The organism is Flexivirga sp. G2, from assembly GCF_055397625.1.
This window is the reverse complement of record NZ_AP039675.1, coordinates 3903366-3920405: the sequence shown is the minus strand read 5'-3', so window position 1 is coordinate 3920405 and position 17040 is coordinate 3903366. Positions and strand designations below refer to the sequence as shown.

Annotated in this window: 13 protein-coding genes and 1 pseudogene; 7 read left to right on the top strand and 7 right to left on the bottom strand. The window is 66.7% G+C overall.

Going from position 1 to position 17040, the window contains the following annotated elements; genetic code table 11:
• The first annotated feature begins 28 nt into the window (after positions 1 to 28).
• The 3 genes from ACZ50J_RS18920 to ACZ50J_RS18910 all read left to right on the top strand — a co-directional run bounded on the left by ACZ50J_RS18920 (position 29) and on the right by ACZ50J_RS18910 (position 3728).
• The gene (locus ACZ50J_RS18920) at positions 29 to 1495 is read left to right on the top strand and encodes an NCS2 family permease (RefSeq protein ID WP_464298703.1); all 1467 of its coding nucleotides are present in this window, start codon (positions 29 to 31) and stop codon (positions 1493 to 1495) included.
• 272 nt (positions 1496 to 1767) lie between these two features.
• Positions 1768 to 3081, top strand: coding sequence for a sensor histidine kinase (locus tag ACZ50J_RS18915; protein ID WP_464298702.1), 1314 nt, complete (start codon positions 1768 to 1770; stop codon positions 3079 to 3081).
• 5 nt (positions 3082 to 3086) lie between these two features.
• Complete coding sequence (locus ACZ50J_RS18910; RefSeq protein ID WP_464298701.1) at positions 3087 to 3728, top strand: response regulator; 642 nt, start codon at positions 3087 to 3089, stop codon at positions 3726 to 3728.
• A 49-nt stretch (positions 3729 to 3777) separates the two neighbouring features.
• Here the strand turns inward: ACZ50J_RS18910 and ACZ50J_RS18905 are convergent, their stop codons facing one another.
• The 3 genes from ACZ50J_RS18905 to ACZ50J_RS18895 form a co-directional block, all read right to left on the bottom strand.
• Positions 3778 to 5424, bottom strand: coding sequence for a DNA repair helicase XPB (locus ACZ50J_RS18905; protein WP_464298700.1), 1647 nt, complete (start codon positions 5422 to 5424; stop codon positions 3778 to 3780).
• 72 nt (positions 5425 to 5496) lie between these two features.
• Positions 5497 to 6036, bottom strand: coding sequence for a YbaK/EbsC family protein (locus tag ACZ50J_RS18900; protein ID WP_464298699.1), 540 nt, complete (start codon positions 6034 to 6036; stop codon positions 5497 to 5499).
• Between the two features lie 43 nt (positions 6037 to 6079).
• A complete protein-coding gene (locus ACZ50J_RS18895; protein WP_464298698.1) occupies positions 6080 to 7645 on the bottom strand; it encodes a M20/M25/M40 family metallo-hydrolase in 1566 nt (521 codons plus the stop codon).
• A gap of 185 nt (positions 7646 to 7830) precedes the next feature.
• Between ACZ50J_RS18895 and ACZ50J_RS18890 the strand changes: the two genes are divergently transcribed.
• The 3 genes from ACZ50J_RS18890 (at position 7831) to ACZ50J_RS18880 (ending at position 11703) form a co-directional block, all read left to right on the top strand.
• The gene (locus ACZ50J_RS18890) at positions 7831 to 8760 is read left to right on the top strand and encodes a hydroxymethylglutaryl-CoA lyase (protein WP_464298697.1); all 930 of its coding nucleotides are present in this window, start codon (positions 7831 to 7833) and stop codon (positions 8758 to 8760) included.
• A gap of 89 nt (positions 8761 to 8849) precedes the next feature.
• Positions 8850 to 10796, top strand: coding sequence for a M13 family metallopeptidase (locus ACZ50J_RS18885; protein ID WP_464298696.1), 1947 nt, complete (start codon positions 8850 to 8852; stop codon positions 10794 to 10796).
• 313 nt (positions 10797 to 11109) lie between these two features.
• Positions 11110 to 11703: a GNAT family N-acetyltransferase gene (locus tag ACZ50J_RS18880; protein WP_464298695.1), complete on the top strand. Its 594-nt coding sequence runs from the start codon at positions 11110 to 11112 to the stop codon at positions 11701 to 11703.
• Positions 11704 to 11705: 2 nt separating this feature from the next.
• Here ACZ50J_RS18880 and ACZ50J_RS18875 read toward each other — a convergent pair whose 3' ends face one another.
• From ACZ50J_RS18875 to ACZ50J_RS18860, 4 genes and pseudogenes are all read right to left on the bottom strand, one after another.
• Positions 11706 to 11948 carry an HNH endonuclease signature motif containing protein gene (locus tag ACZ50J_RS18875; protein WP_464301372.1) on the bottom strand — a complete coding sequence of 81 codons (243 nt, stop codon included), beginning with the start codon at positions 11946 to 11948 and terminating at the stop codon, positions 11706 to 11708.
• Between the two features lie 48 nt (positions 11949 to 11996).
• Positions 11997 to 12778: pseudogene (locus ACZ50J_RS18870) on the bottom strand (DUF222 domain-containing protein); the annotation flags it as partial.
• A 593-nt stretch (positions 12779 to 13371) separates the two neighbouring features.
• Complete coding sequence (locus tag ACZ50J_RS18865; protein WP_464298694.1) at positions 13372 to 13497, bottom strand: hypothetical protein; 126 nt, start codon at positions 13495 to 13497, stop codon at positions 13372 to 13374.
• Positions 13498 to 13715: 218 nt separating this feature from the next.
• A complete protein-coding gene (locus ACZ50J_RS18860) occupies positions 13716 to 15773 on the bottom strand; it encodes a putative Ig domain-containing protein (protein WP_464298693.1) in 2058 nt (685 codons plus the stop codon).
• A 236-nt stretch (positions 15774 to 16009) separates the two neighbouring features.
• Between ACZ50J_RS18860 and ACZ50J_RS18855 the strand changes: the two genes are divergently transcribed.
• The gene (locus tag ACZ50J_RS18855) at positions 16010 to 16843 is read left to right on the top strand and encodes a TrmB family transcriptional regulator (RefSeq protein ID WP_464298692.1); all 834 of its coding nucleotides are present in this window, start codon (positions 16010 to 16012) and stop codon (positions 16841 to 16843) included.
• The last annotated feature ends 197 nt before the right edge of the window (positions 16844 to 17040 follow it).

The following is a 17040-nucleotide window of genomic DNA, read 5'->3' as shown; positions in this document are numbered from 1 at the left end:
AGCGCGAGGCGCCGGTACGCTGCTGCCCATGAGTTCACCTGCCGTGGCGCCGAACGCGCTGGACCGGTACTTCAAGATCACCGAGCGCGGCTCGACCATCGGGCGGGAGATCCGTGGTGGTCTGGTCACCTTCTTCGCGATGGCCTACATCATCGTGCTCAACCCGCTGATCATCGGCACCGTCAAGGACGACGGCGGTCACGGGTCGTTCCTCGGCGGCGGATCGGACCCCCAGCTGGCCAAGGTCGCTGCGGCGACGTCATTGGTCGCGGGCGTGATGACGATCCTGATGGGTGCCATCGCGAACTATCCGATGGCGATCGCAACAGGTCTGGGGCTCAACGCTTTTGTGACGTTCTCGATCGCTGCGCTGCCCGACATGACATGGGCCGACGCGATGGGGCTGGTCGTGCTCGAGGGCATCGTCATGCTCGTCCTGGTGTTGTCCGGCTTCCGGGTCGCGGCGTTCAAGGCACTGCCGCCGCCGATGAAGACCGCGATCAGCGTCGGCATCGGCCTGTTCATCACCTTCGTCGCGTTCTTCGACTCCGGCTTCATCCGGGCGGGCGCCGGCACCCCGGTGCAGCTGGGCGTCAACGGTCAGCTGAACGGTTGGCCGCTGCTGGTCTTCTGCATCGGACTGATCGCCGTGATCGGGCTCTACGTGCGAAAGGTCAAGGGCGCCATACTGATTGCGATCCTGGGCACGACCGTGCTCGCGGTGATCGCGCAGGCGATCTGGCACCCCGGCGCCGACCCGACCGGCAAGAACCCGACGGGTTGGCGGCTGAACGTCCCGAAGCTGCCGTCCGACTGGGTGGCGACACCGGACTTCGGATTGCTCGGCCATTTCAGCCTGTTCGGCTCGTTCAGCAAGATCAGTGTCATCACCGCACTGCTGCTGATCTTCTCGCTGGTGCTCGCCGACTTCTTCGACACCATGGGCACGATGGTCGCGATCGGCAGCAAGGGCGACCTGCTGGACGAGACCGGCACGCCGACCGACGCGCAGAAGATCCTGGTCGTCGACTCCGTCGCCGCAGCTGCCGGCGGTATGGCGGCGGTCAGCTCGAACACCGGTTACATCGAATCCTCCGCGGGTGTCAGTGAGGGGGCGCGGACGGGTCTGTCCGCGCTGGTCACCGGAGCGCTCTTCCTGTTGGCGACGTTCCTGTCGCCGGTGGTCGAGGTGGTGCCCTACGAGGCGGCGACTCCCGCACTGGTGCTGGTCGGCTTCCTGATGATGCAGCAGGTCGGCGGGATCGACTGGCACGACTGGGACATCGCCATACCGGCGTTCCTGACCATCGTGCTGATGCCGTTCTCCTACTCGATCACCGTCGGCATCGGCGCCGGCTGCATCGCGTTCGTCGTGGTGAAGCTCGCGCGCAGCCGGGCCAAGCAGGTGCCGCCGCTGATGTGGCTGATCGCCGGGCTGTTCGTCGTCTACTTCGCGATCGCTCCGGTCCAGGACGTCCTCGACAAGATCTTCTAGCAGAGCGGGTCGAGTGCGGCGACCTGTGTCCTGAGGGGCCTGTGAGGAACGAGCAGGCGTCTCGAAGGGGGCGAGTGGAGGAGGTGTATCGAGACCGCGGCCTTGGTCTCGATACGGGCTCGCCCTTGGGGGCTCGCCCTACCCTTCGATACGCCACTCGTACCTCGCGGCTACTCAGGACGACGCTCGACCCGCTTGGTGAGGCTAGCCCGACATACCTTTGGCCGGGTGACGGGATCGGCATCCTGGCCGGCGATTCCTAGCGTTGAGGCATGGCATATTCACAGGTGATGAGCAGCGGCATGCAGTCAGGAACAGGCCCGGTCGAGGACCGTCGGCCGGGGCTGGTGCGCCGCACGCTGTCCAGCACGGTCTACCTATTGCTCGCGTCGCCGTTCCACCTGACGATCTTCCTGATCAACATCACGCTGCTGTCCACGGCGCTGTCGGTCATCCTCGCGCCCATCGCGATCCCGCTGGCCATCATGTGTGCCTCCGGGTCGGCCGCCATCGAACGCCGCCTGATATCCAATCTGGCCGGTTTCGAACCGGTTTCGGCTTCTCCGCGGCCCGCGATGCGCCGGTTCGCCAAGACCCGTGACGAGTCGCTGAGCGAATACGTCAGCCGGGTGCTCACCAGCCCGAGCGTCTGGCTGGAGATCGTGTGGACGCAGGTCGCCTGGGTGCTGTCGATGATCACGTGGACGATCACGATCGCATGGTGGTCCATCGCGATCGCCGGGACGACCTGGCCGGCATACGGCTGGATCTTCCACGGCCGGGGCGACAACCAGGACCTGGCGGATCTGGTCGGACTGCACTCCTTCGGGGTCGCCGCGATCGCCAATGTGACGGTCGGCCTGCTCTTCCTCGCGACCCTTCCGCTGGTGATGATCGGTATGGCGCGTGGCCAGGGCCTGGTCTCCAGCGCGTTGCTCAACCGGGCGCAGCAGGAGGCGAAGATCGCCGAACTCACCCAGTCGCGTGACGCGGCGCGAGTGGCGGAGTCGGCGCAGCTGTCCCGGCTGGAGCGGGACATCCACGACGGGCCGCAGCAGCGGTTGGTCCGGCTCAAGATGGATCTGGCCCGGATGGAGCGCCAGGTCGGCGACGACTCGCACGCCATACTCGGGCTGCGGGCGGCGATCGCCTCGACCCAGGAGACGCTGGACGAACTGCGGGCGCTGTCCAAGGGCATCGCGCCGCCGGTGCTGTCCGACCGCGGCCTGGTCGCCGCGGTGCGCGAGGCCGCCGGGCGCGCGACGATCCCGGTGACGGTCGAGGCAGACCTGGGGGAGGCGATCCTGCCGCCACATCTGGAGCAGGCGGCATACTTCGTCGTCTCGGAGGCGCTGACCAACACGGCCAAGCACAGCGCAGCCCGCAGCGGTCTGGTTTCGTTGCAGGTCAACGGTTTTGAACTCACTGTCTCGGTGACGGATGACGGCCACGGCGGCGCGCACCTGTCGAAGGGGAGCGGCCTGGTAGGCCTGCAGAACCGCGTGCGGTCTGTCGGTGGCACGTTCACCGTCGACTCCCCGGTGGGAGGACCGACGACGGTGCTGGCGGTGTTTCCTCTAATCTGATCGGCATGCGGATCGTGGTGGCCGACGACTCGACGCTGCTACGAGAAGGAGTGCAGCTCATCCTCGGCGACGCCGGACACCAGGTGGTGGCCGGCGTCGGTGACGGAACAGCACTCGTCGAAGCCGCGCTGCGGGAGCGGCCCGACCTGGTCATCACCGATGTGCGGATGCCGCCGAGCGGCACCGACGAGGGGCTGCGTGCTGCGGTGCGGATCCGGCAGGAGTGGGCGGACGCTCCGATCCTGGTGCTGTCGCAGTATGTCGTCGAGGCGTATGCCGACGAGTTGCTCGCCGCGGGCATCGGCTCCATCGGCTACCTGCTCAAGGACCGCGTGGGTGACATCGACGAGTTCCTCGCCGCGGTGGAGTCCGTTGCCGGCGGGGGCACGGTGCTGGATCCGCAGGTTGTCGCCCAACTGATGACCCGGCGCCGGGATCCGTTGGTGTCATTGACACCTCGCGAGCGTGAGGTCCTCTCGCTGATGGCGCAGGGTATGTCGAACGCCGCCATCGCCGCCCGCCTGGTCGTCACCTCGGGCGCCGTCGAGAAGCACACCCAGCGGATCTTCGCGAAGTTGCAGTTGTCGCCGGACGACACGGCCGGGCACCGGCGGGTGCTGGCCGTGCTGGCGTTCTTGCGCGACTGAGTCGGCCGAGGGGCGTGCCCAACCTTCGACGGTCGAGGTTCGGGTCCGGTCAGCCGGCGGCGGGTATGTCGTCCGCGTCGACGATCCGGTAGGCGTAACCCTGCTCGGCGAGAAAGCGCTGCCGGTGCGCGGCGAACTCCGCGTCGACGGTGTCGCGAGTGACGACGGTGTAGAAGTGCGCGGTCCGGCCGTCGCCCTTGGGCCGCAGCACCCGGCCGAGTCGCTGGGCCTCCTCCTGGCGGGAACCGAACGTGCCCGACACCTGGATCGCGACGCTCGCCTCGGGCAGGTCGATCGAGAAGTTCGCGACCTTGCTGACCACGAGCTTGTTGATCTCACCGTCCCGGAACTGCTGAAACAGCTTCTGCCGCTGCGCAACTCGCGTCTCACCGGTGATCAGGTCCGCCCCGAGCCGATCGGCGAGTGACTCCAGCTGGTCGAGGTACTGGCCGATGATCAGCGTCGGCTGACCGTCGTGCTGCCGGACGAGCTCCTCGACGACGGACTCCTTCACCGGTGCGCACGAGGCGAAGCGATAGCGGTCCTCGGTCTCGGTCGTCGCATAGGCCATGCGGTCGCTGTCGGAGAGTGTCACCCGCACCTCGACACAATCGGCGGGCGCGATGTAGCCCTGCGTCTCGATGTCCTTCCACGGTGCGTCATACCGCTTGGGGCCGATCAGCGAGAAGACGTCGGACTCGCGACCGTCCTCGCGTACGAGCGTCGCGGTCAGTCCGAGTCGCCGACGTGCCTGCAGATCGGCGGTCATCCGGAAGATCGGTGCGGGGAGCAGGTGGACCTCGTCATACAGGATGAGGCCCCAGTCGCGGGCGTCGAGCAGCTCGAGGTGCGGGAAGACGCCCTTACGCTTGTGAGTGAGCACCTGGTAGGTCGCGATGGTGACCGGTCGGATCTCCTTGCGGGCGCCGGAGTATTCGCCGATCTCGTCCTCGGTGAGGCTGGTGCGTGCGAGCAACTCGTCCCGCCACTGGCGGGCGGAGACCGTGTTGGTCACCAGGATGAGCGTGGTGGCCTTGGCCTCGGCCATCGCTCCCGCGCCGACGAGTGTCTTGCCGGCGCCACAGGGGAGTACGACGACCCCGGAGCCACCGTGCCAGAAGCCGTCGACAGCCTGCTGCTGGTACGGCCGCAGCGACCAGCCGTCCTCCTTCAGCGAGATCGCGTGCGCCTCGCCGTCGACATAGCCGGCGTCGTCCTCGGCCGGCCAGCCGACCTTGATCAGCTGCTGCTTGATGGCGCCGCGCTCCGACGGGTGCACCAGCACGCTCGAGTCGTCGATGCGCTCGCCGACCATGGGCGCAATCTTCTTGTGCCGCAACACTTCTGCGAGCACCGCCGTGTCCGTGGTGGTGAGGATCAGCCGGCCCTCGTCGTCCTTGCGCAACAGCAGCCGGCCATAACGGTCCATCGTCTCGGCGATGTCGATCAGCAGCGGATTGGGCACCGGGTAGCGGCTGTAGCGGATCAGCGCATCGACGACCTGCTCGGCGTCATGGCCTGCGGCGCGCGCGTTCCACAGGCCGAGCGGCGTCACGCGATACGTGTGCATGTGCTCGGGGGCGCGCTCCAGCTCCGCGAACGGTGCGATCGCGCGACGTGCCTCCGTCGCGAGGGGGTGGTCGACCTCCAGCAGCACGGTCTTGTCGCTCTGGACGATCAGTGGTCCGTCGGTCACGCGGGTGTCCCTTCAAGAAGTAGCCGACTAACCGTAACGACAGGGACCGGCTGGTTCTTCCGTACCGACCGGTCAGCCGGCGAAGCTGCCCACCTCGGAGGTCGGGAGGTCTGCCAGTTGGATCGGCGGCACAAGGCATTTGCTGCGACGCAATCCGGATCCGATGACCACCTCGGCCGGCGCATTCGCGACCCGCTCGTCGATCAGCACCGGCCAATCGGTGGGCAGACCGATCGGGGTGATCCCGCCATACTCCATGCCACTGAGGCGGACGGCGTCGTCCATCGGCGCGAACGAGCACTTGCGTACGTCGAGGAACTTGCGGACCGCCTTGTTCACGTCGGCCCGAGTGGTCGCCAGGATGACGACGGCGGCATACCGGGTGATCTCACCGCGGCGGCCGGCGACCACCACGCAGTTTGCGGAGAGCTCCGGTGCCGAGCGGTAGCGCTCACAGAACGCTGCGGTGTCGGCAAGGTCCGCGTCGATCTCGGCGACCTCGAGACCGGGGACCGCCTCGACCTGCGCGGCAACCGGGGCGCCGAGCAGGTCGAGGTGGTCCGTTGCGGGGTGCCAGGTCAGGGTGCCGCGTCCGTCGGGTGCATCAGACATGCGGCGAGCCTATGGCCTGTTCGCAGGTATGGCGCCGAGCGGTTCAGGCGCGGAACTGGTTGAAGACGCGATACATGAAGTCCGTGCCCTTCTTCAGCGCATCGACGTAGATCCGCTCGTCGTTGCCGTGCATGGCGACGAGCTGATCGTTGTCGATGACGTAGGGGTAGACGCCGTACCCGGGGATGTCGTGCTCGCGCCACGGCCCGAGACTCGTGCCTGCCTCGAACAACGCCGGCGCGAAGACCGCACCCGGGTACGTCTGCTTCGACGCCTTCGAAATCGCTTGGTAGAGAGGCGTATCGATGTCCGCGGCCGGCGTGGCCCAGGTCTTGTCGAGCTGATCCAGGTAGTCCGCCTCCGACACTCCATCGGGTGCTGCCAGCTTCACCGTGATCCCGCGGTGCTTCATCTTCTGCCGCACTGTCGCCAGGAAGTCGCGCGGTTTCTCGCCGCCGGGGATGCCGCGACAGTTGACGCGCACATGCGCCTCCGACGGGATGACGTTCTCCTTGTAGCCCGAGTCCTCGATGACGTATGCCGCCGTGGTGTGCAGCAGAGCCTGGTGCAGGTAGGGATAGTCCGATCCCTTCACGACCAGGGCCGCGGTGCGTTCCAGTTGGTGCTGGTTGTGCGCCCGCAACATCATCCGTATGGCGCGCTCCCACCGCCGGTCCTTCGTGGCATCGGCCAGCGCTCCGAAGTACTCGCGGGTCACGTCGGTCAGGTGGACCGGCGCGTCATACTCCCCGAGCTCGGCGACGGCGCGGGACAGGCCCACGATCGCGGAGTCCGGCATCGGCTTGGACGAGTGGGTGGCGGTGCCGTCGGCATACAGGTCGAGGTTGAAGTAGACCTTGTCCTGGCGGGTGACGGTGATCAGCATCGGCGTCGTCTTGTCGGACTGGGCGATGAACCAGCCGCCCTCGGTGAGGACCATGCCGCAGTCGAGCTTGTCCCAGTGGTTCTGCGCCAGCCACGAGGAGCCGTAGTTGCCGGCTTCCTCGTCGCAGTCGGTGAGCACGATGATGTCGCGCTCGAACTTGCCGCCCTCGCCCAGGTGCCGGAGCAGCCCACTGATCGTCGCCGAGTTCATACCCTTCATGTCCAAGGCGCCGCGACCCCAGATCTGGCCGTCCTTGACCGTGCCGGCGAACGGGTCGACCGACCAGTGCTCCTTCTCCACCGGTACGACGTCGGAGTGGCCGAGCAGCAGGACCGGCGCTGCGGACGTGGTGCCCTTGATCCGGGCCAGCAGATGGACGTTGTCCGGCTGCGGTGTCGGGATGATCTCCGACGACACTCCGGCTGCGTCCCACAGCCCCTTGATCATCTCGGCGTACGGCCTGGTCTTGCCGCCCTCGCCGAAGTTCTGGGTGTCGAAGCTGATCATCTTCTGCAGCAGTGCCAGTGGGTCGTCGCCGGCGGTCGTGTCGACCTTCAGGCTGCCCCGCAGCGAGGCTGCCGACGCCGTCTGGTCACTGCCGAAGAGTGTCTCCCCGGACACGGCACCCACGGCGACGGCGGCGGCGATGCCGCCGGCTCGGGTCAGGAATCCTCGGCGGTTGAGCGTTCGTCCTCGGGAGATGCGATCAATGTCTTCAGTCACGGTCTGGCTCCTTACGCATCGAGATCGGTGGTGCAGGTCGGGCCACTCTTCGCCGTGGCTCGGTCGGGCGGGGTCAAGGTCGGTTCAGGTTCGGTCAGTGGTCGGGCCGCTGAGCCGAGCGGTCGCTCCGGTGCGACGAACGACCGCCATACGTGCCCTGGATCACACAGTGCGACGATGGGCGCATGGAGCTGCCCCAAGTTGTGTCGATGCCCTCGATGCCGGACTCGATCACGATCTACGAGGTCGGCGCGCGGGACGGTCTGCAGAACGAGAAGACCGTCGTGCCGACCGAGGTGAAGGCGCAGTTCATCGAGCGGATCATCGACGCCGGGCTCGAGACGGTCGAGCTGACGTCGTTCGTGCCGCCGTCCTGGATCCCGCAGCTCGCCGACGCGCCCGCGCTGATGGAGCGGTTGGGCCACCTCGGCAAGGGCGCGAAGCGTCCGGTGCTGGTCCCCAACGAACGCGGCCTGGAAAACGCGCTCGCGGCCGGTGTCGGGGCGGTCGCCGTTTTCGGATCGGCCACCGAGACGTTCGCGCGCAAGAACCTGAACCGCTCGGTCGACGAGTCACTCGCGATGTTCGCGCCGGTCGTGTCACGGGCGCAGGACGCCGGACTCTGGGTGCGCGGCTATGTCTCGATGTGCTTCGGCGACCCGTGGGAGGGTCCCGTGCCGATCGGGCAGGTCGTCGATGTATGCCGCAAGCTGATGGACCTCGGGTGTGACCAGCTGAGTCTGGGCGACACCATCGGCGTCGCGACCGCCGGCCACGTGACCGCACTGCTGGCGGCGTTGGACGACAAGGGCATCGGCAGTGACCGCATCGGCGTGCACTTCCACGACACCTACGGGCAGGCGCTGGCCAACACGGTGACCGCGCTCGGGCACGGCATCCGTGTGGTCGACGCGTCCACCGGTGGCCTGGGCGGTTGCCCCTACGCGAAGTCGGCCACCGGCAACCTCGCGACCGAGGATCTGGTCTGGATGTGTCGAGGCCTGGGCATCGAGACCGGGGTGGACCTGGACAAACTGGTCGCGACGTCGGTGTGGATGGCGGAGCAGCTCGGCCGGCCGTCACCGTCCAGTGTGGTCAAGGCATTGGCGGGTTGAGGAGACCCGGCGACATACCGCGGTCGGCCGCGTAGGTTGGCCACAGACCGAAATCCGCAGGGGGCGGGAAATCTATGAGGAGTGCACGCATGAAGTCTGGTCTCAGCACGGAGAACTTCGACCTGTCGGTCCGGCCGCAGGACGACCTGTTCGGTCACGTCAACGGCACGTGGATCGAGAAGACCGAGATCCCCTCCGACCGTGGCCGCTACGGCACGTTCGATCGGCTGCGCGAGGCCGCCGAGGCGGCCGTGCACGAGCTGATCGAGGAGGCAGCGGAGTCCGCCTCCGAGCCCGGCACCCCTCGTCGACAGGTGGGCGACCTCTTCGCGTCGTTCATGGACACCGACCGCATCGAGAAGGCCGGTGCGAGTGCACTCGCCGAGGACCTCGCGATCATCGACAAGGTCAGCTCGACATCCGAGCTCGTGCGCGCGTGCGGGCAGCTGAGCCGCCGCGGTGTGGACACCTTCATCGGCTTCTATTCCATTGCGGATGCTAAGGATTCGGCGCACAACATCCTGTATGTCATGCAGGCCGGCATCGGCCTGCCGGACGAGTCCTACTACCGCGAGGACGCGCACGCGGAGGTGCGCGAGCAGTATGTCGCGCACATCGGCCGGCTGCTCGGGCTCGCCGGGCTGGATGCCGATCAGGCCGAGACGATCATGGCGCTCGAGACGCGCATCGCGAAGGCGCACTGGGATCGAGTCGCCGCGCGCGATGCGGTGAAGACCTACAACAAGGTCACCCGGGCCGAGCTGGAAGCGCTGACTCCGGGTCTCGACTGGGACGCCTGGCTCGACGGTGTGGGCGGCGAGGCACGGATCCTCGACCCGGTCAACGTCGAACAGCCTTCATTCCTCACGGGATTCGCCGAAGCGCTGAGCAGTGAGTCGCTCGACGCCTGGAAGTCGTGGCTGACCTGGCGGCTGGTGTCGGACCGGGCGCCATACCTGCATGAGGCGATGGTCGACGAGCGGTTCGACTTCGCCGGGCGGACGTTGTCCGGCATACCCGAGAACCGGGAGCGCTGGAAGCGCGGTGTCGCGCTCGTCGAGTCGCTGATCGGTGAGGCCGCTGGCCAGCTGTATGTCGAGCGGCACTTCCCGCCGCCCGCGAAGGCGCGCATGGAGAAGCTGGTCGCCAACCTCGTCGAGGCCTACCGGCGTGACTTCGAGACGTTGTCCTGGATGAGTGAGACGACGCGGGCGAAGGCGTTGGAGAAGCTCGCGAAGTTCACGCCGAAGATCGGCTACCCGGAGGAGTGGAAGGACTACTCCGCCATCGAGATTCGCGCCGATGATCTGATCGGCAACGTTGCCGCGGGCACCGCGTGGGAGATCGACCGGATGTTGCGACGCGTCGGCGACGAGGTGGACGCCAAGGAGTGGTTCATGACTCCGCAGACGGTCAACGCCTACTACATGCCGGTGATGAACGAGATCGTCTTCCCGGCCGCCATCCTGCAGCCGCCGTTCTTCGACGTCGACGCCGAGGACGCCGTCAACTACGGCGGCATCGGTGGCGTCATCGGCCACGAGATCGGGCACGGCTTCGACGACCAGGGGTCGCGGTATGACGGCGACGGCAACCTCGTCGACTGGTGGACCGACGAGGACCGGGAGCGTTTCGATGCGTTGTCGCAGAAGCTGATCGAGCAGTTCAACAATCTCGAGGGGCGCGATGCGCCGGGCAACAAGATCAACGGTGCGCTGACGATCGGCGAGAACATCGGCGACCTGGGCGGACTGACCATCGGTTACCACGCGCTGCAGATCGCGCAGGAGTCCCAGGAATCGCCCGAACTCGACGGGTACACCCCTGAGCAGCGGTTCTTCCTCGGCTGGGCTCAGGTCTGGTGCGGCAAGGCACGTGAGGCGGAGGCGAAGCGGCTGCTCACGATCGACCCGCACTCGCCGGCCGATGCCCGCGCCAACGTCGCCCGCAACCTGCACGAGTTCTTCGGGGCGTTCGGCGTTACTGCCGACGACGGCATGTACCTGCCCGAGGACGAGCAGGTCCGCATCTTCTGAGCCGAGCCCCTTGAGGAGCACGCGAGGCACGAGCGTGCGTCGGTTTGAAAGCGGGTCAAGTGCCGGGGGAGCGCAGCGGAGGAGGTGTATCGAGACCGCACCCGCGAGCGTCTCGAAAGGGCACTCCGACCCAAGCTCCTTGAGGGGCGAGGAACGAGCGTCTCGAAAGGGGCACTCCACCCAAGCTCCTTGAGGAGCGAGGAACGAGCGTCTCGAAAGGGCACTCCACCGAAGCTCCTTGAGGAGCGAGGAACGAGCGTCTCGAAAGGGCACCTCGACACCGCGTGAATGTCACCTTCCGTGAGGACAAGCCATGAGCCAACCCGTGTTGCGAACCGAGCGACTGCTGATGCTGCCGCTGGCCGACGAGCACCTGGAGCTCGAGGTCGAGCTCGACTCCGACGCCGAGGTATTGCGTTACCTCTGGGGCCGGGCGCGGTCGCGGGACGAAGTAGTTGCGTCGCACGCGGAGCGCATCGGCCTCGGGCAGCAGGTCGAGGGGCTCGGTTACTGGATGGCATTCCTTCCCGACGGCGAGAATGATTCCGTGCCAGCCGAATTCATCGGCCTGATGATGCTGCCGCCGGATCACGCCGACGGTCGCGAGTGCGATCCGAAGGACGCCGCATTGGGCTATCGGATCATGCGCAAGCACTGGCGACAGGGCTACGCGAGTGAGGCGTCCGCCGAGTTGTTGCGGCACGCGTTCGAGACCGTCGGCGTCCAGAGGGTTGTTGCGGACACCATGGCAGTGAACGCCGGATCGCGTGCCGTCATGGAGAAGCTCGGAATGTGTTTCGTCAGAACGTATTTCGTCGAATTCGACGACCCATTGCCCGACACCGACCAGGGTGAGGTGCTCTACGAAATCGCCCGTGAGACGTGGAGTCGTCGGTTGCAGGCGTGAACTCAGGCGGCTGCCGTCTGGTGCCCATGCATGCGGCCCGGGGTCAGGTCCCAGTGCACGCCGTCGGCGCGGACCAGTGCCGTGTAGCCCTGTCGGTGGACGATCTGGTGGTGTCGTCCGCAGAGCAGTGCCGAGTTGATGAGGGATGTTTCGCCGCCGGCCCACCAGGGGCTGATGTGGTGGACTTCGCAGAAGCCTGGTGGTCGGTCACATCCGGGGAAGGAGCAGCCGCCGTCGCGGAGGATGGCTGCGGCGCGGATTGCTTTGGTAGCTAATCGTTCTCGCCTGCCGACATCGAGTGGTTGGCTGGGTCCGCCGAGGACGACGGGGATGAGGTCGGCGGTGCACGCGAGCCTGCGGGCGGCACCCGCATCAAGCACGTCTCCGGTCGTTGTGGTCGCGCCATGACCGGCCAGGAGTTCCTGTAAGCCCATGGTGAGCAGGACGGTGGCTGCGCCGGCTTGGACCCCGTCACCGTCGGCGACTCTGGCGCCGGCGCCGACCAGGTCCATGAGCGCGTCGACCCGTCGTTTGCCGGGGAGCGTTCGTCTCGGACCGGCTCGCCAACATCTTCAGTGGGTTTCGCCGGTCGTGGCGCCGACTTCGCGGTGATCGCGTCCTGCAGGATTGCCGCGTTCGCCGGGGCGAGCTCTGCCACCAGTCTGGTCATGCCGGTCGGCGTGGTGGCCCAGGTCAATGACTCGGTGCACTCGAGCTTCTCGTCATCCGTGGACAGTTCGTCCGGCGCGAAGCGCGCGATGATTCGCCGTGTCAGCTGAGTGAGTCCGGCGGCACCCAACGCCGGATCGACCTGCAGGAACCACGAGAGCACTTCGTCGCGGTCTGCAGTCGGTATGACGGGCTGCACCTTGTCCGCTTGGGTGAGCGCTGTTGTGGCGGACTCCACCGAACAGGTCCCGTCACGTAATGCTGCAGCGATGACCTGGTTCTTCCGTGCCCGGCATGCATCAGCCACCGTGGCCATTGTTCGCACGGACTTCGGTTCCACCGGAGCTCCGGCGGCCACGTGAGCGCTCAGCCATTGGCTCGTGTTCACCGCATTCGACTCGGCCACCGCGCCACGATCCGCTGCGTCGGCGGTGACCACGACCGTGATTTGTGCAGCCCTGCCCACGAGCCGCAGGAGCACGGTCACCAGCTCGTCCTCCTGGTCCCCTCCGAGCTGGTGCACGGCGCCGGGGACCTCGTCCAGCAGGCCGACGGCAGCCTCCAGTCCAGCGAGCAACTCCGGCCCACGCCCCGGCTCCGCAGCCCGTGTTTCATCGCATCCAGCGCATCATCGGCAGGCCCAGAGATCGGCGTTGTCGAATCGAGGTTCACGGCCGAATCTCCTTTCCCTGCTTGCGTTTTCACGTGTCTACAGGATATCAGGACTGGCACGCGACGTACAGTGTTGAGCCGAACACAATTGCGATTCCGGCGTATCTTTGACTGCCTTCGAGAGCGGCCTGCCGAACGGCATTGGGGCAGCACAGCGTGCCCGTGACTCAGTACGCGCTGATCGTCACCGCGGTCGACTCCGTGCCGTCCACGGAGCTCCACGTGCAGCGCAACGTGTTGGTGAATAGATTCGCGGACCAGGTCAGTTCGACCTGGTCCGCACTCGGCCGAGTCGGTGCACTGAACGCGCAGCGACCCAATGGGTCTTCACGCGGTCACGAAGCCGAGCCAGAGGGTGACGCCGACTGCGCCGAATCCGCACAGTGACAGGAAGATCCAGGCGATTGCTCTGCGCCAGCTCTCTCTGCGGCGACCGGTCAGCCCCCGGGTCATGGTCAGCAGCCTAAGCGCGTCGGGTCTTCTCGAAAGGTCCTCACCACCACCGAACGACGAGAAACCGGCCCGGCCAGCGAATCGCTGGCCGGGCCGGCTCTGGGTGATCCGGCACGGGTGGGGGGAAGGCGCCGGGGTTTCGGGACGGGTTGGGAGACGGCTCATTTCTTCGCCGGCGCCCAACCCTCCTCAACCATCACCTGTCAGGACGACACGTTTCAGGAAAGCGTCGTCGTGACGTCATCCAGCACGAAGGACGTCTGCAGGGACGAGTCCTCGGTGCCGGTGAAGGTGAGCTTCACGGTCTGGCCGGCGTATGCCGACAGGTTGACCGTGCGCTTGGTGTAACCGCCGGCCGCGTTGGCGTTGGAGTATGTCGCCAGCGTGGTCGAGCCGGCCTTCACGGCGAATTTGTCGTATGCCGTGGAGCCGGACTCGTCGGTGTCGATGTGCAGGTAGAACGACAGGCTCGCCGTGCAACCGGACGGGATCGTGATGCTCTGCGACAGCGTGTCGGTGTGCGACTGGCCGTAACCGTCGAACCAGGCGTCATACGAACCGGCGTGCGTCGGCTCGTCGGCGCCCCACTGGCCGATGATCTGGCTGTTGCTCTGGGTCCAGCCGGTGGTGCCCGACTCGAACCCGGGGTTGCTCACCAGTTGCGCGGTGCAGGACCCGCCCGAGCCGCTGGTGATCGTCCACGCGAAGGTCGTCGAGCCGGTCTTGCCCGCAGCGTCCTTGGCGGTCGCGGTGACCGAGTAGCTGCCGGCCGTCGTCGGCGTGCCCGAGACCAGGCCGGTGCTGCTGACCGACAGACCGGTCGGCAGGCCGCTCGCGCTCCAGGTGTATGGCGCAGTGCCACCGCTGGCCGAAAGCTGAAGCGAGACAGCGTTGTTCACGGCGCTGCTCTTGCTACCCGGGTTGGTGACAGTGACGCCGGAGGTGGTGCCACCACCGAAGCCGGCCACGCCGTTCGGGGTGCCGTTCCCGGTCGGTCCGTCCCAGCCGGTTCCCGCGTTGCACAGCACAGTGCCGCAGCTGCCGTTGTTGCCGCTGGTCACGTCATTGAAGTTGGCGGTGTGCGAGTAGGACAGGTCGTTTCCGTAGGTCGAGTTGTTCGCCGCGTTGCCCAAGGCGGCAGTGGCCGCGAGCAGCGGGGAGGCGAGGCTGGTGCCGCCATACACGCTCCAGCCGTTGCCGCCGTAGGTCTGGTAGACCGCGAGGCCGGTGGCCGGGTCGGCGTCCATCGACACGTCCGCCTCGGCGCGCTTGCTGCACCCGGTGCTCACGCCGCTCTGGAAGGTCGGCTTGCTGATGTATGCCGAGCAACCGGATCCGGTGCCTTCGGAAGAGCTTGTCTTCCATACGGATTCGGTCCAGCCCCGGCTCGTGCCGCTGCTGCGGCTGAGCGAGGTGCCGCCGACCGCGGTGACGTATGCCGACGTCGCCGGGTAGGACGCACCGTAGTCGCTGTCGCCGGTGCTGGCCGAGATGAAGACGCCCGAGTGCTTGAAGTAGGACGTGTCGGCGCTGGTGACGCTGGAGTCCTCGCTGCCGCCGTAGCTGTTCGAGACGTACTTCGCGCCCTTGGCCACCGCGGTGTTCACCGAGGCGCCGAGGTCGTCCATGCTCGCGGAGGTCGCCTCGACCAGCAGGATCTTGCACGCCGGGCAGGCCGCGCTGACTGCGTCGAGATCGAGTGAGATCTCGCCGGCCCAGCCGGAGTCCGGCGTCGGCAGGCTCGAGGTCGATCCGCTCTGGCCCATCTTGGTGAAGCACCCGTTGGCGGACGTGCAGGCCGGGAGCCCGTACTGCTGACGGTATGCCGCGAGGTCGGACTCGGCGCTCGGGTCGTCATACGCATCGACGATCGCGACGGTCGTGCCGGCGCCTGCATTCGCCGGCAGGCTGTATGCCGACTGGATGTCACTCGGCCCGTAACCGGACGGCGTCGCGTTCGGCGTGACCGCGCGCGGGACGATGTGGTTCGGCTCGACGGGGTTCGTCTGCTTGAGTGCGAAGCAGGTGGCCAAACCCTTCGAAACATGTTGCGAACAGCTGTGTTCCACCTTGACCGCTGCCTTGATCGGTGTGCCGGTGGCGGTCGACGTCGACGGTGCCAGCGCCGTCGTCTTGTGTGCCTGGTGGGCAGAGCTGTGGTCGGGGTGCGCGTACGCCGTACCGCCGGTCATGGCGAGGGGGAGCGCAGCGACAACCCCGAAAAGTGCGATGCCGGCGGCTTTCCGCCGTGAGCGCCGCAGCTTGGTTGACGACATCAGGTGTCCTTTCACGTAACATTCCCAATGTCACCACTGAGTAGTGGTGGCAACCGGCGAACTTACTCGCGTGAACGACCAGCGATGGGTCAAGAGATGGCAAGCGTTTGGTCAAAGCTGCGCGTGACCGGATGATGGTTGCAATGACGTTGATTCAGAACAAACACAGGAGACTCGCGATGCGTGGGCGTTGCAGGGAGCTTGCGACTCGCAACACCGACGGAGCGTGAGTCTCAATGTCTCCCGACCTTGCCGACATCTGCCGTGTCCTGCGCGACCTGGGGCTGACGTCATACGAAGCGAAGGCGTATGCCGTTCTCGTGCAACGGAATGCGACGACCGCGGTGGAGCTGGCGCGCAGCGCGCGGATCCCGCGACAGCGGATCTACGACGTCGTTGACGGCTTGGTGCAGCGCGGGTTGGCCCGTCCGGTGAGCGGCGACGTCGCATCGTTCGCGGCCACCGACCCGCGGGTCGCGATCTCCGGCCTGGTCGCCGAGCACCGGCAGCAGTTCAGCGACCTCGCGCTGCACGCGGACGACGTGTCCGAGCAGCTCTCCGGTCTGTGGGACGACGGCCAGCAGGAGCAGACCCCGCTGGCGTTCGTGGAGTTCTTGCGTGACCCGGCCAGCCTCGGCTCCCGGTTCCTGGAGTTGCAGCGCCGAGCCACCGACTCGATGTTGCTCTTCACCCGCAAGCCGTATGTCGTCGACAACAACGAACCCGGTCTCGACGCGACCCGGCGGATCGCCGACTCCGGAGGCGACGTGCGGTGTTGCTATGAGAAGGAAGTGCTCGACTCGGTCGAATCGGTCGAGACGCTGAAGGAATTCGCGGCTGCGGGTGAGCAGGGCCGTGTCGTGGATCGAGTGCCGATGAAGCTGTGTCTGGTCAACGGGACGCATGCACTCTTCTCGTTGACCGACCCCGTGGCCGGCGGACTGACCGCCACGAACGTGCTGGTCGAGCACCCCGACCTCGCTGCATCGCTGACCTTCGCCTTCGAGGCGCTGTGGGAGACCGGGCGGCCCGTTCTCGACGTCGCGCGCGAGGCCGGCTACGACATCTGAGTCAAAAGCCGGTCGAGCGTTGCGGGTGAGGCTGGTCGAGCGTTGCCTTGAGGAGCCGTGAGGTACGAGCGGCGTCTCGAAAGGTGCCGGAGGAGCGCAGCGGGGGAGGTGTATCGAGACCCGCAAGACGACCTTTTCAGGAGCCTGCTCGTGCCTTGCAGGCTCCTCAAGGATCGCCCGTTCGCTCCTCAAGGACC